We start from the raw sequence: 24,931 nt of genomic DNA, 5'->3' as shown, positions 1-24,931 counted from the left end.
TCAGTGCCCCCCGCCGGCGGCGGCGAACTGCGCCTCCTCGGTGGAGCCGCGCAGCGCGGTGGTGTCGCTCGCCGGGTTGATGGCGGTGCTGACCAGGTCGAAGAAGCCGGTGCCGACCTCGCGCTGGTGGCGGGTGGCGGTGTAGCCGTCGGCCTCGCTGGCGAACTCGCGCTCCTGAAGGTCGACGTAGGCGGTCATGCCCTCGCGGGCGTAGCCGTGCGCCAGGGTGAACATCGAGTGGTTCAGCGCGTGGAAGCCGGCCAGGGTGATGAACTGGAACTGGTAGCCCATGTGGCCGAGCTCGCGCTGGAACTTGGCGATGGTGGCGTCGTCGAGGTGCGCGCGCCAGTTGAACGACGGCGAGCAGTTGTAGGAGAGCATCTGGTCCGGGTATTGCGCCTTGATCGCCTCGGCGAACTGGCGGGCGACCTCGAGGTCCGGGGTGGACGTCTCCATCCACAGCAGGTCGGCGTAGGGGGCGTAGGCCAGACCGCGGGCGATGCACGGGTCGACGCCGGCGGTCACCCGGTAGAAGCCCTCGGCGGTGCGCTCGCCGGTGACGAACTGCTGGTCACGCTCGTCGATATCGCTGGTGATGAGGGTGGCGGCCTGGGCGTCGGTGCGGGCGACGATCAGCGAGGGCACGTTCGCGACGTCGGCGGCCAGCCGCGCGGCATTGAGGGTGCGGATGTGCTGCCCGGTCGGGATGAGCACCTTTCCGCCCAGGTGACCACACTTCTTCTCGGAGGACAGCTGGTCCTCCCAGTGCACACCGGCGGCACCTGCGACGATCATCCCGGTCATCAGCTCGTAGGCGTTGAGCACGCCGCCGAAGCCGGCCTCGGCGTCGGCCACGATCGGCACCAGCCAGTCGGGGGCGTCGGCGACGCCCTCGGTGAAGGTGATCTGGTCCGCGCGCAGCAGCGCGTTGTTGATCCGGCGCACCACCGCCGGGACCGAGTTGGCCGGGTAGAGGCTCTGGTCCGGGTATGTCTGACCGGCGAGGTTCGCGTCGGCGGCGACCTGCCAGCCGGACAGGTAGATGGCCTTGAGCCCTGCCTTGACCTGCTGGACGGCCTGGTTGCCGGTCAGCGCGCCGAGGGCGTTGATGTAGTCGTTCTCGTGCAGGAGCTTCCAGAGCTTCTCGGCACCGAGGCGCGCCAGGGTGTGCTCCTCGACGACGCTGCCGCGCAGGCGGATGACGTCCTCGGCGCTGTAGGTCCGCTCGATGCCCTGCCACCGCGGGTCGGCGGCCCACTGGGCCGCCAGCTCCGCGGCCGCCTTCGTGATCGCCGGGTTCGTCGCCGTCGTCGTCGCTGCCGTCTCGGCCATGTCGCCCTCCACTGCTCCAGGTCCGCCCAAATGGCCAGGACCACCCACCTCTCCGAAGCTGACACAGTCATTCCCCGTGGTCGAGCGGCCCAACGAGCCAAGTCTTGCAAATCTTCCCCACCCGGTCTGCAAATCCTGCGAATGGCACGTTGGCACCGAACCAGCTACCCTGCACTCCAGGGAGGAGTCGGATGCAGAAAACGTTTGTCGGGACCCGGCTGCGGGAACTACGCGAGGAACGGGCCATGAGCCAGGTGGAGCTGGCCCGCCTGCTCGGTATCTCTCCCAGCTATCTGAACCAGATCGAGCACAACTCGCGGCCGCTCACCGTCCCTGTCCTGTTACGCATCACCGAGGCGTTCGGGGTGGACGCCGGTTTCTTCGCCGCGCACGATGTCACCCGGCTGATCGCCGAGGTCCGCGAGGTGCTCTCCGACGGCACGATCGGCCTGAAGGTGCCGGACGCGGACGCCGCCCAGCTCGCCGAGCAGCTCCCCCAGACCGCCCACGCGCTGATCATGCTGCATCGCCGCTACCGGCAGGCCAACGAGCGCCTCGCCGCCCTCACCGGCGAGCGCGGGCCGGAGCCCGTCGGCCCCACCGCGCCCGCCCCGATGCCGGACGAGGAGGTCAGGGACTTCTTCTACCAGCGGCAGAACTACGTCGCCGAGCTGGACGAGGCCGCCGAGCGGCTGGCCACGGAGATCGGCCTGACCCCGAGCCGGATGCCGGCGGTGCTCGTCGACCGGCTCGCCCATCACGGAGTGCGGGTCCACATCCGGGAGCCGGAGGTCGGCCAGGTCGCGCCGCCCTCACCCCGCGGCGGCGATCCCCGGGGGGAAGGCCGCGAGCCCGGTGGCCGGGACGGCGGCCGCGAGGCCTCCCTCGACATCGACGAACTGCACCGCTTCGACCCCGATACTCGGGTCCTGACCCTGTCGAGCCATCTTCGCCCAGGTCAGCGGGTGTTCCGGATGGCGTTGCAACTGGCCTTCACCGAGTTCGACGAGCTGGTCACCCGACTTGCCGACGACGGCATGCTCAGCGGCCCGCCGGCACGGACGCTCACCAGGATCGGTCTGGCGAACTACTTCGCCGCCGCCCTCATCCTCCCTTACAATGTGTTCCACGCCACAGCGGAAAGATTCCGGTATGACGTGGAGCGGCTGTCCGAGCACTTCGGCATGGGATTCGAGACGATCTGCCACCGGTTGAGCACCCTGCAGCGCCCGAGGGCGCGGGGCGTCCCGTTCTCGTTCATCCGGGTCGACCGGGCCGGCAACATGTCGAAACGCCAGTCCGCCACCGGATTCCATTTCTCCCGGGCCGGGGGTACCTGCCCTCTGTGGAATGTCTACGAGGCACTCGCCGCCCCCGGAAGAATTCACACCCAGATCGCCACGATGCCGGACGGGCGTAGTTACTTCTGGATCGCCCGCACCGTCAGTCGGGGCTATGGCCGATATGGCCGCCCGGGCAAGACGTTCGCGATCGCGCTGGGCTGCGAACTGCGCCATGCAAGCCGGCTGGTGTATTCGACCGGGCTGAACCTCGACGATCCGGCGGCCGCGGTGCCGATCGGCATCGGCTGCAAGGTGTGCGAGCGGGTCGGCTGCGCGCAGCGGGCCTTCCCCCAGATCGGCCGCGCCCTCGCCCTCGACGAGAACCGCGGCACCTTCGCCCCCTACCCGGCCGACGTCCACGCCTGACCGGGCATCGCGACACGCTGGTTGCGCCGCACCATGTCGACGATGCCGGTGACCGGGCCGACCACGAGCAGCTCGTCACCGGGGTCGAGCCGGGTGTGCCGGCCGGGTCGGTAGTCCGGCTCCCCCGCCGCGCCCGTCACCGCGAGGACCCGGGTACCGGTGGACAGCTCCCACAGTGTCGGGCCGACGAGCCCGCCGCCGGCGCGTACCGTCATCCGGGCGACGAGGAACGGGGTGCGCTCCACGTAGAAGGTGCTCAGCACGTCGTGGCCCAGCGCGGCGCCGACGAAGTACGGCGTGGCGAGCGCTGAGGCGCTGCGCGCGGTGTGGATGCCGAAGCGGCGTTCCACCTCATCGGCCAGGGTGACGTCGACGACGCGCAGCACCACCCGCAGATCACCGCGGGTGCCGCGCGAGCCGCCGGCGGCGCGCAGGTCGCCGTGCGCCTCGCGGGCGGACAGGACCGTCTCCAGGTTCGCCACCCCGTCGCTGGTGAGCGCGGCGATCGTGGTCGCGTGGGCGAGGCCGGCCTCCAGCAGCGTCGAGCGGACCGTCGCGTCGCCGAGGATGACCGGCACCCCCTGCTCGCGGGCGACCGGCAGGAAGCGGTTGTTCTCGTCGCGCTCGATCACGACGACCTGGCGACCGGCGCGCAGCAGGCCGTTCATCGTCGCGACGCCGACCGAGCCCAGACCGCACAGGATCACGTGGTCGCGGACCGCCCCCGCCCGCCCGCGGCCCATCGCCCGTTCCAACCGCCGACTGATGATGACGTTCGTGATGAACGCGTACACGACGGCGATGGACAACGCGCCGAACAGCATCAGCCCGATGCCGAACACCTGCAGCCACTCGTCGGCGGCGCCGAAGTTGAAGTCGCCGTAGCCCACCGTCACCATCGTCTCGACGGTGAGGTAAAGCGCGTCGAGGGGGCCGAAGCCGGGCGGGGCGGCCCTGTTGTGGTCCGCGTAGGTGAGCGACAGCACGACCGTGCTGACCGTCATGATCGTGAGTACGGCGAGGAGAGCCAGCCGGAACGGGCGGTCGAGCTCGCCGCGGATGATCGCGGTGAACTCACGGATCCGGGCCGCCGTCCCCCGTCCGCGCCGTGCGGCTCCGGGTGCCGGCGCGTCGCCGTCGCCCAGCGCGGCGAACAGGCGGGCGTCGTGCAGGCCGGAGACGGCCATGCCGCGCTCGTCGAACTCGGCGAGGCGGCCCAGGACGGTCAGCCGGTCGCCGGGACGCAGGGGGGTGTCGCGCGGCGGGCAGACCTCGGCGTCGCGGGCGCCGGCCCGGCGCAGCGAGATCGGGGTGAGATCGCCATAGCGGGCGCGGAAGGCGCCGCCTCCAGTGATCTCCTCCTCGATCGCGGCGAAGACCTCGGCGTCGGCCCGGTCGTCCATGGTGAAGGCGTGCGTGACGTCGGAACGCACGCACGCCTCGACGAAGCTCGGCCCGGCGAGCTCGGCCAGGTTCAGCACCCGCGCCTGGTCGAGCGCGTCGGCGATCTGGTCGCCGAGCTGGGCGTTGCTGACGCTGACGACGAGCCGCACCGCCGGGGCGACGTCGGCGGCGATCAGCGCCGTCTGCAGGTTCGCGAGGTCCGCGTCGTGGCAGATCGCCACCGCGAGCGCCGTCGCGATGCCCGCCTCCCGCAGCACCTCGGCGACGTGCGGGCTCTCGAGCAACACCCGCACCCCGGCCCGCTCCAGCCGGCGGCGCGCGGCGGCGGTCAGCCGGTCGTCCACCCCGACAACCGCCACCCCGGAGTCCTGCAGCTGCTCGGCGAGCCGCACACCGAGACCACCGAGCCCGGCCACGATCACATGCCCGGCCAGCACGGCCAGCACGGACGGCACGGACGGCACGGACGGCGACGGATCGGCGACGGGTGGGCGCCCGGCCTCAGGACCGGGGGCGACCGCCGTCATCCGCGTCCCTCCCACCGGCATCGAGCCCCAGGGCCGCACCGAGGTCCCGACGTCCCGCGCGGTCCCGCCGGGCCTGGAGCGATGCGGCAACGCGGGAGCGGACAGTCTCTCATGTCCACGCCGGCTCCCAGGGCCGGCGTCGGCCGCCTGCGCCACACCACACCACGCCACGGCGCGACCTGGAATGGCACCATGCCGCGAGCCGACAAATACCCAACCGATCTGACCGTTCGCGCGTTACCTGACCGAAACAGAGCCATGATGGTGACGCTCCGGCGACCGGGCAATGGGCGTCCGGCCGCGGCGGCAATACTGACCAGTGTCGGCCGGTTCCCGCCACCCGCCGCCCACGGAGGGTGCGGGGACGGCCGCCAGCCCTCTCCCAGCAGGTCGAGGGCGTGGCGCAGGACACATCGGCCATGTCCGATGGGCGACCCGGCTGTTCGGCGTCAGCACGGCGCGGCAAGATTGGGCGGCAGGAATGCGTTCCGCACACGTTCTCCGCGATGCCCGAGGTATGCGCGTGTCTGACGAGATTGACCTGGACGCCATCATGTCCTGCCGGGACTTCGGTCGTGCCCTGACCGGAGTACGGGAACGCGCGAGGCTCAGCGTCCGCGCCGTCGCCCGGGCGGTGAACCAGCCCTCGAGCACCGTCGGCGGCTACTTCAGCGGGACGCACCTGCCCGGCCTGCAACCGCCCGACCTCGTCCGCGACATGGTCCGGGCCTGCGGCGTCACCGACCAGCGGGAACTGGACCGCTGGGAGCGGACGTGGCTGCGGGTGCGCCGCAACCGGCGGGCGGGCGAGCACGGCCCGCGGCCCGGCGCCGCCACCCCCACCGATCCACCGCCGGCCCCCATCAGCCCCACCGCGCGCCGCCCCGCGTTCGGCCAGGCCGCACCAGACCGGGCCGCATCAGACCGGGCCGCCTCGGATCACGCGGCGCCCGACCCGGGGCACGGCGACCTCGGCGCAGCCCTCACGATCACGCCACCGGAGCGACGCCTGGACCGACTGCCCGCGATCCGCGGCCGCGCCGACATCCTCGACGTCCTGGCCGCGCATCTCCCATCCCCCATCGCCACTCCCGACGGCGCCAACCCAGACGGCGCCACTCCCGACAGCGCCACTCCCGACAGCGCCGTTTCCCACGGCACCGCCCGCCACGGCACCGCACCGGACGTCCGCGACGGATCGAGCGGCCCGGTGCACGTGGTGCACGGGATGGGGGGAGTCGGCAAGAGCACCATCGCCCTGGAGCTGGCGGTGCGGGCGCGGCGGGCCGGCGTGCGGACCTGGTGGATCAGCGCCGCCCGGCCGGGCGCGGTCCTCGCGGGCATGACCGCGCTCGCCGTCGAGCTCGGCGCGAGCCTCGACCAGCGCTCCCGAGGCAGCCTGCCGGATCTGGTGTGGCGTCTGCTCGTCGACCTCGACCACCCCTGGCTGATGATCCTCGACAATGCCGACGACCTCGCCGACCTCGCCCCGACCGGCGGCGACGTCCTCGACGGCACCGGCTGGCTGCGCCCGGTCCCCGGCGGCCGCGGGCTGGTCGTCGTGACGACGCGCGACGGGACGGCCTGGTCGACGGGCGCCGGCGACCATCAGTCGCCGCCGTGGGTGCGCTGCCACCGGCTGCGCCCGCTGGAGCCGTCCGACGCGGGCCAGGTGCTGATCGATCTGGCCGGCCCCGGCGCGGGCGCCCGCGCGAGCGCCGAGGATCTCGCCCGGCGCCTCGGCGGGCTGCCGCTGGCGCTCGCGCTCGCCGGGCGATATCTCGTCCAGACGCGGCGGCTGCCGGCGCCGTTCGCCGCCGAGGTGCCGCGCACCTTCACGGACTACCTCCGCGCGCTGCGCGTCACCGGGCCGACGTCCGTCCTGCCGGACTTCGATGGCATGGCCGCACCCGGCGACCCCGGCACGGCCGGCACGGCGGCACCGGAGGCGGGAGCGGGAGCGGGAGCCTGGACGGGGGCGGGAGCCTGGACGGGCGAGCGCCCGACCGACGCGGCCGACCGGGACCGCGAGCGGGCGCTCGTCGGGCCGACCTGGGAGCTGTCGCTGACGCTGCTGGCGGCCCAGGGCCGCCCGCGGGCCCGGCCGCTGCTCACCCTGCTGGCCTGCCTCGGTGCCGACCCGATCCCGATCGAGCTGCTCGATCCCGCGGTTCTCGCCAGCTCACCGCTGCTGCCGGGCCTGCGCGCGACCGAGCTGTGGAGCCTGCTGGGCGTCCTGGCCGGCCACGGCCTGCTCGACCACATCATCACGCCCGCCGATGACGAGCCGGTGCACCTGCTCTGGCTGCACCCGCTCGTCCGGGACAGCCTCGGCCGGGCCGCGCAGCTGTCCGGGCAGGTCGAGGACTATCTGGAGACCGTCACCGCGCTGCTCGTGCGGGCCATCCGCGAACCCGACCCGCGCGACCCGCGGGCCTGGCCGCGGTGGTCGCGGCTGCGCGGGCACGCCGACGCGGGCCTGGCGATGCTGCGCGCCCGGCGGCGGTGGGGACTCGCGACGCTCACCGAGTCGCGGCTGCCACCGGATCTGCTGGTCCCCGCGACGGTCGCCGCGCGCCACCTGCGCGCCACCGGACGTCTCGCCGAGGCCGCAGCGGCCTACGAGGCGGTGCTGGCCGAGGGGCGCCGACTGTTCGACGGCGACCACGCCGACATACTCAGCATCGCCCACGACCTGTGCCGGGTCCGCGCCGCGCAGGGGCGCCCGGCCGAGGCGGAGGCGGGCCTTCGGGTCGTGCTGGACGACCGGCTGCGGCTGCTCGGCCAGGAGCACCCGGACACCCTGACGACCCTGCACTACCTGGGCCGCGCGCTGCACGAGACGGGTCGCCACGACGAGGCGCTGGAACTGTTCACCTGGACGCTCGACCTGCGCGAGCGGATCCTCGGGCGGGGCCACCGCGACACCCTCACCACGCGCAACAACATCGGCAACGTGCTCGCCGCGCAGGGCCAGTGGGTCGAGGCGGACGAGACCCTGCGGTCGGTGTGGCGGGAGCGCACCGCCCTGCTCGGTCCCGAGCATCCCGCGACCCTGGTGACCCGCCAGCACCTGGCCCGCCTCGACCACGCGCGCGGCGCGCACGACCGGGCCTCGGACACCGCCGCCGGGCTGGTGGCGTCGTGCCGACAGGTACTCGGTCCGGACCATCCGCGCACGCTCGCGGCGATCGGCCTGCTCGGCGAGATCGAGGGCCGGCGCGGCCGGCTCGAACCGCTGCGTGACGGCCTGACCGACGCGCACCGCCGCAGCGAACGCGTCCTGGGACCCGGCCACGCCACGACCAGGACGCTGCGCCGGCTCGCCGAGTCCCGCGTCACCGATCCCGGGCCGGCGTCCTGACGGGTCGCCGGCCGCGGCGCACGGCCGAGGCCAGCAGCGCCACCGCCCACCCGGCGGCCACCGGCAGCGGGATCCAGGGCGGCGGCCCGTCTGGTTGGGCGAGGATCCAGGCGATACCTGCCAGCTGACAGGCGAGCAGGTTCAGCAGGGCGAAGCCGCGTCCGTACCGCCGCGCCGGCCGGAACGGGTCGAGCCCGGGGGCACCGGCCCGCAGCAGGCGGACCAGACCGACGGTGCCGGCCAGGCTCACCGCGACCGCGCCGAGCGCCGCGGCCACCCGCACGACCGCGCCCGCACCGTCGGGCGCGCCGACCGCCCCGGCGGCACCGGCACCGCCCGCGGCGCCGACCTCACCGGCGACCCCGAGTCCACCGGTGATCCCCAGACCACTGGTGACGCCGAGACCACTCGTGACGCCGAGGCCGCCGGCGGTGGCGACCGCCCCGACCTGTATGGCGACCACGATCGCGACGTACCGCGGCGGGAGGACGAACCCCCGCGGCCGGCGCAGCCGGACGCCGGTCGCGAGCGCCGTGCCACGCCGGCCGGTGACCCGGTCGGTGGGCAGGTCGGGCAGGCTGACGATCGTGCAGCCGGCGACCACCGCGGCGAGGCCGAAGCAGGCGCCGAGCGCGAGCGCACCGCCACCCACCTCGCCACCGGCCGCGAGCACCCCGAGCGGCGGCCCGCCGCCGACCGCCACCAGGGTGAGCATCCCTCGCAGCGGCACCGGCAGCCGGCGCGCCGGGCCCCGTGTGGCGGCGAGCATCGCACGCGACCCGATCAGCACGACGAAACCCAGCCTGGCGGCGAGGACCGGCGCGGCGAGCAGGCCGCCCACCGCGACGGCGAGGCCGGCCGCCACCGCCGCGCCCAGCACGCCGCCCGACCCGATCCGACCGCGCACGAGCGGGCTGCCGCGACGGGCCGGGTTGATCCGGTCGGCGCCGAGGCCGGCGACGGCGTCCAGCAGCCGGCCATGGACGGACACCAGCGCACCGGCGAGGACCAGGACGAGCACCGTGGCGACCCGCGGCCCGGGCACGGCCAGCGCGCCCACGGCGAGCGGCACCCCGTCGGCAAGCGCGGTCCCTGGCCTGGCGAGCACCCACAGGTGGGCGAGACGGCGGACGGCGAACCGAGCCCGGGTCGGCGGACGGCTCCGCGGCCTCGTCCGAACATCCTGCGCTCCGTGCGCGGCACGGGTGCTCATCCGACCTCACGATCACGTCTGGCATCCGGCGAAGCGCTGCGTTCACGACCGATCGCAGCCTGTTGAGAAAAACTCATTCTGGTGCCCGAGAAAAGCGCGACCCGTATCGCCGGACAACGTCGTACGCACGGCTCCCGGTATTCGCGGGACCACCGGCCGTATCGAGATGCGGACATCAACCACACAAATCCGACAGACAGGTGGACGCAATGGCGCGTCGAGCCGTGGCCGGTGAGCGAAGGGAGAGTCGGCGGCGGGCACGGCGATGGGCCGGGAATGTCCCACCGACCCGCCCGCGGGATACCTGCCCCGGACCGTCGGAGCAGGCCTCCCCCCGACGGAAGGCCTGCTCCGACAGCGCCGGAGGCGACCGGGCCGGCAGGTCCAGCCCGCGCCCCCGACGCGGAAAGGACCACGCCACACCGGGCCACGGCCGCCGTCCGGCGACACTCAGACAACCGCACCCCGGATCGAACGCAAAGCCCCCCGGCGGCAGTCCGGACAACGTCGTACACACCCCGGTCCGGCCTCGGACGGGACCGCGTCCGGACCAGCCGGCCCCGTTTCTCCGACCTCCTTTCGGTCCGCTGGGACCAATACCCGACGGAGCCGCTGGCGAGGCGTTGTCGGGAGGTATTCTCGGGCCGCCGCGACGGCGCTTCACCCCGTGGCACCATCCCGCGTTTCGCACCCCTCACGTGTCGGGAGTCATGGCCGCGATGTCCCCTTGGCTGGACGAGGCACTGCACGACAAGCTGGACGCGGCCGCCGCGACGGCGCTGCGAGCCTGGTGCAGCCAGACCACCATCAGCTACAGCCTGGTCCGGCCGTTGACCGGTGGCCGCTCCGGCGCGCTGGTACTCGCCGTCCTCGAACAGGACCCGGTCGAGGGCGACCGGCAGCTCATCCTCAAGCTCGACCGCGCCGCCGGTGAGCCGGGCGAGCCGCGGCCCGGCGAGTTCGCCCACCACCGCGACGCCGTCAGCGCCGCCCCCGAGTTCGCCGGGCGCCACCTCACCCGCCCCGTCCACCAGCCGATCTCGGTGGGTGACGGGCGGTGGTTCGTCTTCCAGCAGGTCGCCGCCGACAGTCTGCGCGAGCCCATCACCCTGCACACCCTGCTGGACGCGGTGCTGCACCCGCCCCGGGTGTCGCCGGGCGCGCCCGGCGGCCGGGCGCCCGGGCCGCGCTTCGCCGCGCGCGTGAACGCGGCGCCCGGGCTTCCTCCAGGGCAGGCCAGCGCCGTGGCGTTCGCGCAGGCCGGCGGGGCGGTCGTGCGCTCCGTCCTGGCCGACTGGGCGGGGCCGCCGCGGCTGGAGCGCCTCGCCGTCCCGGTGATCCTGCGCCGCCAGCTCGGCCACCGGCTGGCGCCCGGCGGCGCGCTGTGGCGCCTGGCCGCCGAGCATCCGGGGCCCACCATCGCCGTCGACGACGAGGAACACCTGCTACCGAACCCGTTCGCCCTGCTCCTCGACGGCGACGCCGGCGCCGGCGCCGGGATCCGGCTGCCCACGTTCGTCGGACGCGCCCACGGCGATCTGCACGTCGAGAACATCCTCATCCCGCGTACCCTGCGCGACGTCGGCGGTTCCTACCAGCTCATCGACCTCGCCCGCTACGCCGGCGACGCCGTGCTCACCCGCGACCCGACCCACCTGGTGCTGCACGTGCTCGCCCGCACCCTCGGCGACCTGTCCGCCCCCCAGCGCTCCGCCACCATCGATCTGCTGCTGCAGGCCGACGCCTACGACGACGCGCTGGTGCCGCGGTGGCTGTCGCTGTTCGTCGGCGAGGTCCGCTCGGCCGCCGAGGGCTGGGCCCGCGGGTCGGGCCTGGTCGACCAGTGGCGCGACCAGATGCCGTTGTCCCTGCTGGCCTGCGCCCTGATGTGCCTGGCCCGCCCCTCGACCCGCCCGGAGGACCGCGGCTGGTTCCTGCGTCTCGCCGCGAACGCGTCCGCGTACTTCCTCAACCAGCACGCCCCCGCCGCCACCCAGGCGCACATCCCGAGCCAGTCGCCGGCCCCGACACCGGTTCCGGTTCCGGCTCCGGTTCCGGTTCCGGTTCCGGCTCCGGGCACGAACCCGGCTCCGGCTCGGACCACGGGCCCGGCTCCGGCTCCGGCTCCGGCTCCGACCCTGGCCCCGTCCTCGGCCGAGGTCTCCACGAGAGTCCCCACCGCGGGCGCGGCGCGCACCCTCCGGGCGAGGACGCTCGGGTCCTCGCCCCCCGCGCCGGGTCCACTCCCGGCCGAGGTCGGTTTCACCGACGCGGACGTGCTCATCTCGCATGTCGCCGCCGACCAGACGTGGGTGGACTGGATCACCTGGCATCTGGAGGCCGCCGGCTGGCAGGTCGACGCCCGCGACGAGGCCCCCCAGCCCACAGCCGCCCAGCTCACAGCCGCCCAGTCCACAGCCGCATGGTTGTCACCACCGCGCCAGCCGCGGCGGCGCACGCTCATCGTGCTCTCCCCCGCCTACCTCGCAGCCCTGCCCGCGGCCGACCGCGACGAGCCCGCCTGGTCGGCCCGCCCGGGATGCGCCGCGGTGCTGGTCCGGGTGGAGCCGTGTGAGCCGCCCGAGCGACTCGCCGGGATCGAGTCGGTGGACCTCGTCGGACTCGGAGAGCCCGACGCCCTCACGGCCCTCGCCGCCTGGGCCAGGCGGGCCGGGTCCGGCGACCCGGCCCCCTGACAGCGCGACCCACGGGCCCGCCCGGGCTCAGGCAGGCCGTCGCGGGCGGCTACGCGGAACCGGGGGGCGCGACGAGCGCGAGAACCTGGTCGAGGCCGACCTGGTCGCCCACGCGAACCCGGACCTCGGTGACGACGCCGGCGGCCGGCGCGGTGACCGGATGCTCCATCTTCATCGCCTCGACGACGAGCAGCGGCTGCCCGGCGGCGACGGTCGCTCCCGGCTCGGCGAGCAGGGCGATGACCGTCCCCGGCATCGGGCTGCGCGCCTCGCCGTCGACCGCGCCGCCCGCACCGCGAGCGGATCCCGGCAGCTCCTCGCCCAGCAGCCAGGCCCGGCCGTCCCGCCCCAGCCACAGCGGGGTCCCCGGCGCCGCCGCGCCACCGGCCCAGGCGAATGCCCAACGGGTGGTCGCCGCACCAACCGTGACCAGCAGCTCGTCGCCGGCGACCCGCACCGACGCGGCGACCGGCGGCCCGTCACCCATCCTCAGCCGCGCCGCGCCCGGCGTGCCGCGCGCCGCCACCCGCACCACCGCCGAGCCGCCGCCAGCCAGCCCGCCGTCAGCCGACCCACCGCCCGCCGGTCCAGCGCCAGCCGGGGCAGCGCCAGCCGGGCCACCTGCCGGCCCGCCCGAGGACGCCGGTCCGCCGGGGTGCGCGCGGCCCTGCGGGGACGCGTCCGCGGCTGTGGGGTCGGCCAGCCCAGCGGCACCGTCGGGGGCCGGGTCGCCGCCACCCGCGCCGGGCACCGCGACGTCCCAGGTCAGCCAGGCCGGTTCGCCCGGCCGCCAGCCGGACGGGACGTCCCACGGGTCGATCAGTGCTCCGGTGGGCTGCAGCGCGAGCAGGCGGGCCAGGGCGTAGCCGAGGATCGCCTCGGAGGGCGCCTCGGCGGCGGTGAGCGCGGGCAGGTCGCGTTCGACCAGACCGGTGTCGAGACGCCCGGAGCGCACGTCGGGATGGGCGAGCAGCGACCGCAGGAAGCCGAGGTTCGACGGGACGCCGAGCAGGACGGTGCCGGCCAGGGCGGCGTCGAGCCGGGCGAGCGCGGACGCCCGGTCGGGACCCCAGGCGACGATCTTCGCGAGCATCGGGTCGTAGGCGGTGCCGACGGTGTCGCCGGTCGTGATGCCGGCGTCGACGCGCAGCGCGGGGCCGACGGGCTCGCGGAACGCGAGCACCTCACCGCCGGTCGGCAGGAAACCGCGGCCCGGGTCCTCGGCGTAGACGCGGGCCTCGACGGCGTGGCCGGTGAGGTGGACGTCGGCCTGGCCGAAGCGCAACGGCTCACCGGCGGCGACGCGGACCTGCTCGGCGACCAGGTCCACCCCGGTGACGAGCTCGGTGACGGCGTGCTCCACCTGCAGGCGGGTGTTCATCTCCATGAAGTAGAACTCGTCGGGCGCGTCGGCGGACATGATGAACTCCACCGTCCCGGCGCCGACGTAGCCGACGGCGGAGGCGACCGCGACGGCGGCCGTGCCGAGCCGCTCCCGGGTGCGGGTGTCGAGCAGCGGCGACGGCGCCTCCTCGACGATCTTCTGGTGGCGCCGCTGCAGGCTGCACTCCCGCTCGCCGAGATGCAGCACGGTGCCGTGCTCGTCGGCGAGCACCTGCACCTCGACGTGGCGGGGCCGCGGGATGAGCCGTTCGACGTAGAGGGTGTCGTCGCCGAAGGCGGCAGCCGACTCGCGCCGCGCCGAGGCGAGGGCGGCGGCCATCCGCTCCGGGTCGCGCACCACCCGCATGCCCTTGCCGCCGCCGCCCGCCGACGGCTTGACCAGCACCGGGTAGCCGAGCTGGCCGGCGGCCTCGGTGATCGCGGCGTCCGTCATGCCCGGCGCCGACCGGCCTGGCACCACCGCGACGCCGACCTCCGCAACGGTGCGCCGGGCGAGGATCTTGTCGCCCATGAGCTCGACGGCCGCCGCCGACGGCCCGATGAAACGCAGCCCCGCCGCCACGCAGGCCCGCACGAACGCCGCGTTCTCGGCGAGGAACCCATAGCCCGGATGCACCGCCTGCGCACCGGACAGCCGCGCCGCGTCGAGGACGGCGTCGATGTCGAGGTAGCTCTCCCGCGCCGGCGACGGCCCGAGACGCACCGCCATGTCCGCCTCGCGGACGTGCCGCGCGCCCGCGTCGGCGTCCGAGTAGACGGCGACCGACCGCAGCCCCAGCTCACGCAGGGTCCGAATGATCCGAACGGCGATCTCCCCCCGGTTCGCCACCAGGACGGACGAGAACCCGAGCCCGGCCGGGTCACCGTCGCCCCCGGCCCGAGAACCCGCGCCCTGGCGCTGCACCACCGAGGCGGCCGGGACGGCGGCGACCGGGACCGGGACCGAGCCCTCCGGGACAGCGCCGCCTGGGACGGCGTCCTGCGGGGCCGTGGCGACCGGGGCCGGCTCGGCCGGGGCCCGTCCCAGCGCGTCCGCGGTCGGCGACGCCTGGCGCGCCACGCCGTTGCCCGACGTCTCCACGCCGCCGGCCGGCAGCGGGCCGCCGACCTCGATCCCACCCGCGCCGATGCCGCCGCCGATGCCGCCGACCGTCGGGGAGGCCGACCCCGAGCCGTTCACGCGTCCATCCTCCCCCTCATGGTCCCCATTGACCTCCTCCCCGGTCTGAAGGCCGGGCATTCTCTTCCTCGCGGAAGGGTTTTCCTGCTTCACTGACAGATGCCTCCCCGCTCCAGGAGCGGGATGGTCTCACTCCATCTCCACAGGCTGACACCGCGAGCCCCGCGGCCAGAATGTTCTTCGCCGCGTTCACATCCCGGTCGTGGACCGTGCCGCAACGGCAGGCCCACTCCCGGATGTTCAGCGGCAGCGATGCGACGAGCGCCCCGCAGGACGAGCAGGTCTTCGAGCTGGGATACCAGCGGTCGACCGCGATCACCTCGCGGCCGTACCAGCCGGCCTTGTACTCCAGCATGGTCCGCAGATCCCGCCAACCCGCATCCGAGATGGCACGGGCAAGACAATGGTTGCGGACCATGTTCCGAACAGTGAGATCCTCGACGACGATCGTTTGGTTCTCGCGAACGAGTCGAGTAGACAGCTTGTGCAGATGATCCCGGCGCCGGTCGGCGATCCGACCGTGGATCCGGGCCACGCGCAGCCGGGCCTTCGCCCGATTCTTCGAGGTACGTGCCTTCCGGGAAAGGTCCCGCTGCGCGCGGGCCAGACGGGCCCGGTCCCGGCGTTCGTGCTTCGGGTTGGCCACCTTCTCCCCGGTCGACAGGGTGACCAGCGACGTGATCCCCGCGTCGACCCCCACCCGACCCGACGACGCCGGCAGCGCGGTGATGGTCTCCTCGACCAGGATCGAGAGGTGGTACTGGCCCCGGCTGTTCCGCGACACCGTGACCTGGGACGGCTGCGCACCCTCGGGTAGCGGACGCGACCAGACGATGTCCAGCGACCGATCCTGCTTCGCCAGCGTGATCCGGCCGTCCCGGAACGAGAAGCAGTTCCGGAAGTAGGTTGCCGCGTCGGTGGTCTTTCCCTTCTTCTTGAAGGTCGGGTAGCCGGCCCGTTTCTGCCAGAAGTTCACGTAGGCGGTCTGAAGGTTCCGCAGTGTCGCCTGCAACGGGCCTTTTGACGGCTCGGCGAGCCACACCGTTTCCGGGTCCTGCTTCCAGGCGGTGAGCATCCGGTCTGTTTCGGCGTGGGTGACCCGGCGTTGTTCCTGAAACCAGGCCCTGTGCCGCTCGGCCAACGCCCGGTTGTACACGTAGCGGACACAGCCGAAAGTGCGGGAAAGCTGCGCAACCTGTTCCGGGGTCGGGTAGAAGCGGTAGCGGTACGCCCGCTTCACCACCCGACTTCCCACACCTGAAAGAATACACCGTGCCGCTGCCATCCTGGCGCCGGAGTTGACGCGCTGACCCCGCCCTGAAGGACGGGGCCCGCGCGCTACGTTCTTCGGTCACGCCGCTCACATCCGGAAGACGCCGTAGCCGACCGGGTCCAGCGGGGCGTTCGCCGCCACCGACAGGCCCAGGCCGAGCACCATGCGGGTGTCCGCCGGGTCGATCACCCCGTCGTCCCACAACCGCGCCGTCGAGTAGTACGGGCTGCCCTGCTCGGCGTAGCGGTCGAGGATCGGCGCGCGGAAGTCCGCCTCGTCCGCGTCGCTCCACTCGACCCCGGCCGCGTCGGCCTGGTCGCGCCGCACGGTCGCGAGCACCGCCGCCGCCTGCTCGCCACCCATCACCGAGATCCGCGCCGTCGGCCACATCCACAGGAACCGCGGCGAGTACGCCCGGCCGCACATCGAGTAGTTGCCGGCGCCGAACGAGCCGCCGATGACGACGGTGAACTTCGGCACTCGCGCGCAGGCCACCGCGGTGACCATCTTCGCGCCGTGCTTGGCGATGCCCGCCGCCTCGTACTCACGGCCGACCATGAAACCGGTGATGTTCTGCAGGAACACCAGCGGGATCCCGCGCTGGTCGCACAGCTCGATGAAGTGCGCGCCCTTGAGCGCCGACTCCCCGAACAGCACCCCGTTGTTCGCGATGATCCCGACCGGATGGCCGTGCAGGCGGGCCGTGCCGGTCACCAGGGTGGTGCCGTACTCGGCCTTGAACTCGGCGAAACGGCTGCCGTCGACGAGCCGGGCGATGACCTCACGCACGTCGTAGGGAGTACGCCCATCCGGCGGCACCGCCGCGTACAGGCCGGCCGGGTCGACGGCCGGTTCCTCGACCGGCTCCACCTCCCACGGCCTCGGCGCGCGCGGCGCCAGGTTCGCGACGATCGAGCGGACGATGCGCAGCGCGTGGCGGTCGTCGTCGGCGAGATGGTCGGTCACCCCCGAGGTGCGCGCGTGCAGCAGGCCGCCGCCGAGCTCCTCCGCCGTGACGACCTCGCCGGTCGCGGCCTTCACCAGCGGCGGGCCGCCGAGGAAGATCGTGCCCTGGTCGCGGACGATGACCGCCTCGTCCGCCATCGCGGGGACGTAGGCGCCGCCGGCGGTGCAGGACCCGAGGACCGCGGCGATCTGGGCGATGCCGAGCGCCGACATCCGCGCCTGGTTGTAAAAAATCCGGCCGAAATGCTCCCGGTCCGGAAAGACCTGATCCTGCAGGGGCAGGAACGCACCACCCGAATCGACCAGGTAGACACATGGCAACCGGTTGTGCAGCGCGACTTCCTGGGCACGTAGATGCTTCTTCACCGTCAGCGGGTAGTATGTTCCGCCCTTCACGGTGGCGTCGTTGGCGACGACGACGCATTCCCGTCCGGCGATCCGCCCGATTCCGGTGATGATGCCCGCGCCGGGCACCGGATCCTCGTACAGCCCGTTCGCGGCCAGCGGGGACAGTTCGAGGAACGGGCTGCCCCGGTCGAGCAGGACGTCGACCCGCTCCCGGGGCAGCAGCTTGCCGCGGGCGGCATGACGCGACCGCGCCTGCTCGGAACCCCCGACCGCCGCGGCCGCCAGGCGCTCCTGGAGATCCGTCACGGCGTGCCAGTGGCCCTCGGCGTTACGCCGCGCATGCTCACCGGCCGCGTCCACCCGGCTGGTGAGCACCGGCATCGCCGCGGCACGCCGCGCCCCGGCGGCGAATCCCGCGTGCATCGTGGTCACGGCGACCCCCCAACAACGACGACAACCACCCTGCCAAACCCACATCTTCCCAGGTCAACCGCGCCCATCGAGGCCGGGGAATGGCCGTGTCCGCCGTCGCCACGAATTGCACCGGTTGACCCCACTGCGGCCTACCATAGCGGCAATGGCCGGAAACGTCGGTGGCACGGCCTCATTCCTCCGGTTAGCCGCCGTCATCCATCCGGCTTCGCCCTCGTCCACGGGCACAGTAGCGCGCGGCCGTCGCCACGCCCCCCATCGGCATCCACACACACGGTCCCGCCCGCGCCATACGTCGCGGCCCACCCGCCATCGACGCGGTGGCGACGCGTCATCGAGACCCCACCCCGCCGGCGCGCCGGCCACGTGTGCGGCGCGCCGGCGGGGTGTCAGTGACCTCGGGTCACAGGTAGAGGCCGTGGCTGGTGTCGGTGCGGGTCGGGCGGGGCAGGCCGTGGCCGTCGCGCAGGGCGAACAGCTCGGCGAGGGTCATCGTCGAGCCGACGCCCTCGTTGGAGCCGAGCCACGACACCGCCTCGGCGTGCGGCAGCGCCCCCACCTCGATCTGCGCCAGGCAGCGCCCGGGGCGGACGACAGCCGGGTGCAGGCGGAACAGGTCCTCGTTGGTGGTCAGCGCGACGAGGACCTCGCGGCCCTGCCCGACCAGGCCGTCGGTCAGGTTGAGCAGGCGGGACAGCTGCTGGCCGGTCGAGCCGCGGCCGTCCCCGCGGATCAGCTCGTCGCAGTCCTCGATGACCAGCAGCCGCCAGCGCCGGCCCACCGGCTGCCCCATCCGGTCCTCGGCGGACTCCGATGCCGCCCCGTCGTGCGAGGCCGCCCCGTCGTGCGAGGCCGCCGTCCCGTCCGGAGCCGGGCCGGCCTCGGCGTCGTCGGAGTCCGCGTCGTCGTCGAAGCCGATCGCGACCTCCATCAGGTACGCGGGATCGGCGAACAACGACTCGGGGTCGAGCACACAGTCGACCTGGCACCAGGAGCGCCACTCGTGAGCGAGCGCCCGCAGCACCGTCGTCTTGCCGGTGCCCGCCGGGCCGTGCAGCAGAAGCAGCCGCCCGACGACGGACTCCCGGCGGACCGTCATCAGCTTGTCGAGCGAGCCGACGGCCGTCGACGCGTAGTTGGCACGGATCGACGACCAGCTGGTCGTCGCCGTGCGCCGGCTGGTCCGGATCGGCCCGCGCTGGCTGGACAGATACCAGAACCCCATGGTGACGGCGGCGTCCGGGCCCGGTTCGGCCGTGGAGGTGCGCAGCACGTCCTCGAGCACGCCCCGGGCGAGCTGCTCGGTGACCGCGGTGACGGTCACCTCGCCGCCGCCGCCGCGCCAGCGCACCGCCCGTACCGTCCACCCCTCGCCGACGGCGAGCCGGGAGTCACGGGCCTCTTCGACGACGGAGCGCAACACCCGTGCTCCGGTAGGCAACAGGGTCGCGCCCGGACGGAGCCGATCGACCCGCGCACTGCGGGCCCACGGCTGTTCACCGGTCGTGAAAGGAGCAAGCGCGAGCGCGTCGACGACGTCGTACGGGGTGTCCGAGTCGTCGAGGCCGACGACGAACGGAAGCTTCATCCCTCCGCTCAGCGACTCGGAGACCATGCAGGACTTGGGAAGCGACGCCTTCTGGTTTGGAACTGACACGCCCTCGATGGTCGCGGACGCGCCGGGATTCCACCATCCCGTTACGGGATTTACCCCGCCACGTCACCCCCCGCGTGTCCCCCGGGACCGTCCGGCGCGCCTACCCGTCGCATTCGACATCTCACTGCAAGCTGATATACGGAGGTGGTCGATGGTGTTCGGTGGACGTCTGGTTCCCGGTCGCGGACGTGGTGCGACCCGCATGGGCTCGGTAACGCCCACAGCGGACGCGGAACCGCCCACGCCCGCGGCTCCCCCTTCGCCGCAGGCGGAACCGGCGCCGCCCCTGGGGCCGTTCGACGTCGCCGATCTGCCGGACGACGGTCGGCAGCGGGCGGACTTCGGCGCCCTGCTCATCCCCAGGGTGGCCGGAACGTGGATACGCCTGTCGCTGGACGGCCCCGTTCCCATGCTGGTGGCGACGGACGGCACCTCCATCCTGGAGCTGTCGGTGTTCGCCGCCCCGCGCGGCGAGGGACTGTGGGCCACGATCCGCGCCGGCCTGCTCGCGGGCGCGGGCGGCGGCCCCGCGGCTGAGGAGACCCAGACCGGCGAGCCCGGTCCCCGGACGGATGAACCCGAACCTGACCTGGACGCGCCGGAACCCACGAGCGCCGAGGCGGAGGCCGACCTCGCCGCCCAGACCGCCAGCGATGCCGGGGCCGCCGACGATGCCGGGGATGCCGGGGAGATCGAGGTCATCGGGCCGCGAGGACCGGAGCTGCGGGTGTCGATCGACACGGAGAACGGGCCGGTGTTCGCCCGCATCGTCGGCGTCGACGGGCCGCGATGGTTCCTGTGCGCCGTGTACACCGGACCGGCGGCCGTGGATCCGTCGGCGGCGCCGGAGCTCGACGAACTGTTCGCGGCGAGCGTCGTCGTCCGTGGGGACCTCCCCTTGCCGGTGCGCGAGCCGCTCGCGCTGCTCCCGCCGGACCGGCGCGGCGAACAGGTCCTCGAGATCCCGGCGCAGCGGGCGGGCTCGGAGGTCATCCGGCTCGGCTGAACCGCCTCACGGCAGGCCGTCTCAGGGCAAGCCGCCTCAGGGCAAGCCGCCTCAGGGCAGGCCGTCTCACGCCAGGCCGGTGTACTCGACGGTCGCCAGCGCGAGGCGCACGTACCGCTCGATCAGCTGGTCGGGGCCGACGGCGCCACGATGGTCGTACCACTCCAGCATGGCCGTGCAGGCGGCCTCGATGCTGCGCCGGGCGTCGGCGGGGAACGGCGTGAGGAACACGCCCTCCTCCAGCCCCTGCCGGACGATGTCGCCGAAGATCTGGCTCGCGCCTCGCTCGACGACCTTCTCGCCGAGCGTCGAGCGGTCCATCGCGCGCATGAGCACCCGCTGCCGCAGCACGAGCGCGCTCGTCTGATAGCGCACGTAGTAGATCATCGTGCCGCGGACGAGCGCCGCCAGCCGGTCCGCCGCGCCCCCGGCCGCCTGCGCGAGGGAGGCGTTGACGATGCGGAAGTACTGCTCGAGCACCTGGGTGAGTGGCGACTCCCAGACGTCCGCTTCCACCGTCCCGGCGAGAGCGTCACGGATCGACTCGACGGGGCTGTAGCCGAGATACGATGAGATGTCCCGGAACGACACCTCGTCCGGACCAAGGTCGACGAACAGCTCCGCCGCGGCGCGATAGATCTCCTTCCGGCGCTCCGGCACGGCGCTGCGCTCCACGTGCGCCAGCGTAGTCCCGCGACCCCGCTCCGAGCACGCCCGGATGTGAGGCTGCGCCGGACATCGCCCGAAGATCACCGGAATCCGATGCTCACGTCCGTCAGCTGCTAATCTGCCTGCCCGTGCCCGATTCCGCCCGCCTGCCCGTCGGTGTGGCCGCCGCCGCCGTCGCCATTGGCCCCGCTGTCGCGGCCGTCACTGCTGGCGCTGCCCCCTGGACCGCCGGCACTGCCCCCTGGACTGCCGCCAGGCGGCGCGGGTGACCGTCCACTTCATCGGGGCGGGGCCGGGAGCCGCCGACCTCATCACCGTCCGCGGCCGCGACCTGATCGCCGCGAGCCCCGTCTGCCTGTACGCCGGCAGTCTCGTGCCCGCCGACCTGCTGGCGTACTGCCCGCCCGGCGCGACGCTCGTCGACACGGCCCGGATGACCCTGGACGACATCACCGCCCACCTGTGCGACGCGCACGCCGCCGGCCTGGACGTGGCCCGGCTGCACTCCGGCGACACGTCCCTGTACAGCGCGCTGGCCGAGCAGATGCGCCGCCTGGACGCGGCCGGGGTGCCCTATGACGTCACGCCCGGGGTGCCGGCGTTCGCGGCGGCCGCCGCGTCACTGCGCCGGGAGCTGACCGTGCCCGGCGTCGCGCAGAGCGTGGTGCTGACCCGGACGTCGGTGGTGTCCAGCCCGATGCCCCCCGGCGAGGACCTGGCGACGCTGTCCCAGTCCCGCGCGACCCTGGTGCTGCACCTGGCGGTGCACCGGATCGAGGAGCTCGTCGCCGAGCTGGTGGCGGCCTACGGCGCCGACTGCCCCGCCGCCGTCGTCGCCTGGGCGAGCCGTTCCGACGAGGTGCTGCTGCGCGGCACCCTCGCCGACATCGCCGCCCAGTCCCGCGCCGCCGGCCTGACCCGCACCGCCGTCGTCATCGTCGGCCGGGCGCTGGCCGCCGACGGCTTCCGCGACAGCTTCCTCTACTCCCCCGGCCGCTTCGCCGCCCACGGCTGCGACCCCGCCCCACCCACCGGCTGGTCCTCGGTTCCCCCGCCCGACTCAGCTTCCTCGCCATCGCCGTGACCGCGTTCCCGCCGATCGCAACCACGTCACCCGACGCCCTCGGTCCCGCGGGACCGTGGGCGAGTGGGGCGAGGGAGGGGGCGTGACGCGCCGGGTGCTTGTGCTGGGCGGGACCGGGGAGGCTCGCCGGCTGGCCACAGCCCTGGTCGGCGCCGGAGCCGGGGCCGGCAGCGGCGAAGTGCTCGAGGTGCTGTACTCGCTGGCGGGGCGAGTGCGCGAGCCGGCGGTGCCGCCGTCGTGCGAGGTACGCGTCGGCGGGTTCGGCGGCCCGGACGGCCTCGCCGCGCTGCTGCGCGCCAGGCGGATCACCGCGATCATCGACGCGACCCATCCGTTCGCCGCCAGGATGAGCGCCTCGGCCGCCACCGCGTCGGCCGCCACCGGCGTCCCGTTGCTGGTCCTGCGCCGCCCCGGCTGGCAGGAGCAGCCTGGCGACGACTGGCGCCGCGTCCCCGCCCTGCCCGCCGCCGTCGCCCTCCTCGACGCCCTCGCTCCCGCCTCCGCCAGCCAACCCGGCGCCGATGCAGGTCAGTCCACCGCGACGCTCCGCGTGTTCCTGACCACCGGGCGCACCGACCTCGCGCTGTTCGCCTCGTTGCACCGGCCGTGGTTCCTGTCCCGCAGCGTCGAGCCACCCGACGGCCCGGTACCGCCGCGCCTGACGGTGATCCTGAACCGCGGCCCTTTCGACGTCGCCGCCGAGACGGAGCTGCTGCGCCGCCATGCCATCGACGTCCTCGTCACCAAGGACAGCGGCGGCACGATGACCGCCGCCAAACTCACCGCCACCCGCCACCTCGGCGTCCCCGTCATCATGATCGACCGTCCGCCGACCCCGCCTGGCGTCGGTGTGGTCGGCTCGGTCGGCGACGCCGTCGCCTGGCTCACCACCCACGCGACCACGCCCGGCAAGCGGTAGCCCCGGGCCACGATCAACGCCCTCACCAGCCGCCCGACGCGTTCCGCGGACCGCGAGGGCGCGCAGAGGCTCCTGGCACGGACGGCGGTACGGACTGCGGTACGGACTGCGGTACGGACTGCGGTACGGACTGCGACGCCTCAAGCGGGCATCAGGCCTGTCGGATACGGAGCAGGCTGTGCGCGGTGTCGACAAGGGTCGTGATGGTGTCGCGGGATGTCCATCCGAGAACCGTGCGGGCCTTGTCGGTGTGCAGGACGGGAATCCGGCCCAGCTGGTTGACCGAGTCCCGCAGCGCGGGATTCGAGCGAGCCGCCTCGCGCACCTCGTCGGGGGTCAGTTCCCGGGTGGGAACGCGGGCTGCGGCGGCGCCCAGGTGCTCGGCCAGGATCTGGGCCAGCCGGAGGAAGCTGATCGCGGTGCCACCGCTGGCAAGGAACCGTTGGCCCGCCGCGGCGGGATGCGTCATCGCCCGCACGTGAATGTCCGCGACATCACGAACATCCACCACACCGAACGACAGCGGCGGGGCGACCGGCATCGCGCCGTCCAGCATTGCCCTGACCAGACCGGTCGAGGCGGACATGTGCGTGCCGAGGAGCGGGCCGAAGATCCCGCTCGGGTTGATCACTGACAGGTCCAGGCCACCGCCCTCGGCCGCGACGAAGTCCCAGGCCGCGCGTTCGGCGATCGTCTTTGACCTGACGTACGGCGTATTCTCCTCGGCCGGGTCGGTCCAATCGGTCTCGTCGTATTCACTGCCGGGCCTGCCGCTGTATCCCACCGCCGCGAACGACGACGTCAACACCACCCGCCGGACGCCAGCGTCGCGAGCGGCCCGCAGGACGCGCAGCGCACCGTCCCTCGCGGGGATAATCACATCCTCCGGGTTGTCCGGCTGCATGGCCGGAAACGGCGACGCGACGTGCAGGACGTAGGTGGCCCCGGCGACAGCATCACCCCAGCCCGCGTCGGCGGACAGATCCGCTCTGACGATCTCCAACCGGTCGGTGGGCTCAGCGACCATCGCCCGCAGGTCCGCCTCTCGACTCGGATCGCGGACAGTCGCCCGCACCCGGTAGCCGTCGGCGAGCAGCCGGCGGACCGTATGCGACCCGACGAAGCCGCTCCCGCCGGTCACGAGAACCAGATCGGCGTCGTCCGCGCATCTTCTCCCGGCGCTGGTCGCTGATTCGGCCATCATCGTCTTCCCTCACCATGAACGCATTTCCGACGTGATCGGCCCGATCTCGGTGATGGCGCGCCTCTCAGCGGCGGTGTCGCCGCGTTCCCGTGCGGACCACAGGTCGGCCTTGAGCTGGAGATAACGCGTTCGCACCCGCATGCGCTCGATCTCCTCGGCCGCGCGGTCGGCATTGCACTGGAACAGCTCGCGCAGCCGGGTCGCGTCGCTGATGTCGAGGTGGCGGAGGTAGGCACGCATGTCCCGCACGCTCACTCCGGTCGCCCGCAGACACTCCAACGCCTCGATCGTCTCCACCGCGGCGGGGCTGTACCGCCTGTGGCCACTGCTTCCGTCACGGTCCACCGCGTCGATCAGGCCGATCCTCTCGTAGTACCGCAGGGTCGGCTCCGACAGTCCACTCAGCCTCGACACCTCCTGGATCGTCAGGGGCGGGGCGTCGTCAACCCGGTCGATCGCTGCCATGGACCCAGTCTGCGGAACCTCAAGCGCTTCAGGTCAACCCACACGCAGACACCTGCGCAATGGGCTACCTACCGATCCC

The 24,931-nt window shown here is 73.5% G+C and carries 16 protein-coding genes; 6 read left to right on the top strand and 10 right to left on the bottom strand.

Annotated elements, in window-relative coordinates:
• Positions 1-1,332: an isocitrate lyase gene (aceA, locus tag AC6EXY_RS07885; RefSeq protein ID WP_499817097.1), complete on the bottom strand. Its 1,332-nt coding sequence runs from the start codon at positions 1,330-1,332 to the stop codon at positions 1-3.
• A 191-nt stretch (positions 1,333-1,523) separates the two neighbouring features.
• Here aceA and AC6EXY_RS07880 point away from each other — a divergent pair, with 191 nt between their 5' ends.
• A complete protein-coding gene (locus AC6EXY_RS07880) occupies positions 1,524-3,041 on the top strand; it encodes a short-chain fatty acyl-CoA regulator family protein (RefSeq protein ID WP_499817098.1) in 1,518 nt (505 codons plus the stop codon).
• Here the strand turns inward: AC6EXY_RS07880 and AC6EXY_RS07875 are convergent.
• Positions 3,017-4,972: an NAD-binding protein gene (locus tag AC6EXY_RS07875; RefSeq protein WP_499817099.1), complete on the bottom strand. Its 1,956-nt coding sequence runs from the start codon at positions 4,970-4,972 to the stop codon at positions 3,017-3,019. The two genes, AC6EXY_RS07880 and AC6EXY_RS07875, sit on opposite strands and share 25 nt — an antisense overlap.
• Before the next feature lie 523 nt (positions 4,973-5,495).
• Here AC6EXY_RS07875 and AC6EXY_RS07870 point away from each other — a divergent pair.
• Entirely contained in the window at positions 5,496-8,336 is a 2,841-nt protein-coding gene (locus AC6EXY_RS07870) for a tetratricopeptide repeat protein (RefSeq protein ID WP_499817100.1), read from the top strand.
• On the opposite strand, the gene AC6EXY_RS07865 is transcribed toward AC6EXY_RS07870, so the two are convergent.
• Positions 8,311-9,549 (bottom strand): UbiA family prenyltransferase, encoded by a 1,239-nt coding sequence (locus tag AC6EXY_RS07865; protein WP_499817101.1) that lies wholly within the window; start codon positions 9,547-9,549, stop codon positions 8,311-8,313. The two genes, AC6EXY_RS07870 and AC6EXY_RS07865, sit on opposite strands and share 26 nt — an antisense overlap.
• A 719-nt stretch (positions 9,550-10,268) precedes the next feature.
• Between AC6EXY_RS07865 and AC6EXY_RS07860 the strand changes: the two genes are divergently transcribed.
• Entirely contained in the window at positions 10,269-12,245 is a 1,977-nt protein-coding gene (locus AC6EXY_RS07860; protein WP_499817102.1) for a TIR domain-containing protein, read from the top strand.
• Positions 12,246-12,294: 49 nt separating this feature from the next.
• Here AC6EXY_RS07860 and AC6EXY_RS07855 read toward each other — a convergent pair whose 3' ends face one another.
• The 4 genes from AC6EXY_RS07855 to AC6EXY_RS07840 form a co-directional block, all read right to left on the bottom strand.
• Positions 12,295-14,553 carry an acetyl/propionyl/methylcrotonyl-CoA carboxylase subunit alpha gene (locus AC6EXY_RS07855; protein WP_101829811.1) on the bottom strand — a complete coding sequence of 753 codons (2,259 nt, stop codon included), beginning with the start codon at positions 14,551-14,553 and terminating at the stop codon, positions 12,295-12,297.
• Positions 14,554-14,845: 292 nt separating this feature from the next.
• On the bottom strand, positions 14,846-16,072 hold the full coding sequence (locus AC6EXY_RS07850; RefSeq protein WP_499817103.1) for an RNA-guided endonuclease InsQ/TnpB family protein: 1,227 nt from the start codon (positions 16,070-16,072) through the stop codon (positions 14,846-14,848).
• Positions 16,073-16,189: 117 nt separating this feature from the next.
• Entirely contained in the window at positions 16,190-17,839 is a 1,650-nt protein-coding gene (locus tag AC6EXY_RS07845; RefSeq protein WP_101831975.1) for a carboxyl transferase domain-containing protein, read from the bottom strand.
• 412 nt (positions 17,840-18,251) lie between these two features.
• Positions 18,252-19,505, bottom strand: coding sequence for a DUF5925 domain-containing protein (locus AC6EXY_RS07840; RefSeq protein ID WP_101831971.1), 1,254 nt, complete (start codon positions 19,503-19,505; stop codon positions 18,252-18,254).
• A 202-nt stretch (positions 19,506-19,707) separates the two neighbouring features.
• Between AC6EXY_RS07840 and AC6EXY_RS07835 the strand changes: the two genes are divergently transcribed.
• On the top strand, positions 19,708-20,511 hold the full coding sequence (locus AC6EXY_RS07835) for a DUF3710 domain-containing protein (protein WP_499817105.1): 804 nt from the start codon (positions 19,708-19,710) through the stop codon (positions 20,509-20,511).
• Positions 20,512-20,577: 66 nt separating this feature from the next.
• On the opposite strand, the gene AC6EXY_RS07830 is transcribed toward AC6EXY_RS07835, so the two are convergent.
• Complete coding sequence (locus AC6EXY_RS07830; RefSeq protein WP_499817106.1) at positions 20,578-21,171, bottom strand: TetR-type transcription factor C-terminal domain-containing protein; 594 nt, start codon at positions 21,169-21,171, stop codon at positions 20,578-20,580.
• 274 nt (positions 21,172-21,445) lie between these two features.
• On the opposite strand from AC6EXY_RS07830, the gene cobM reads away from it, so the two are divergent.
• On the top strand, positions 21,446-22,264 hold the full coding sequence (cobM, locus tag AC6EXY_RS07825; protein WP_499817107.1) for a precorrin-4 C(11)-methyltransferase: 819 nt from the start codon (positions 21,446-21,448) through the stop codon (positions 22,262-22,264).
• Positions 22,265-22,346: 82 nt separating this feature from the next.
• Entirely contained in the window at positions 22,347-23,183 is an 837-nt protein-coding gene (locus AC6EXY_RS07820; protein WP_499817108.1) for a cobalt-precorrin-6A reductase, read from the top strand.
• Positions 23,184-23,334: 151 nt separating this feature from the next.
• On the opposite strand, the gene AC6EXY_RS07815 is transcribed toward AC6EXY_RS07820, so the two are convergent.
• Positions 23,335-24,384 carry an SDR family oxidoreductase gene (locus tag AC6EXY_RS07815; RefSeq protein WP_101831973.1) on the bottom strand — a complete coding sequence of 350 codons (1,050 nt, stop codon included), beginning with the start codon at positions 24,382-24,384 and terminating at the stop codon, positions 23,335-23,337.
• 12 nt (positions 24,385-24,396) lie between these two features.
• Complete coding sequence (locus AC6EXY_RS07810) at positions 24,397-24,852, bottom strand: MerR family transcriptional regulator (RefSeq protein WP_499817109.1); 456 nt, start codon at positions 24,850-24,852, stop codon at positions 24,397-24,399.
• Positions 24,853-24,931: the final 79 nt, after the last annotated feature.

The sequence above is a fragment of the Frankia sp. RB5 genome (assembly GCF_059816245.1).
Note: the sequence above shows the minus strand (reverse complement) of the source record. Positions and strands in the feature narration are given on the sequence as shown.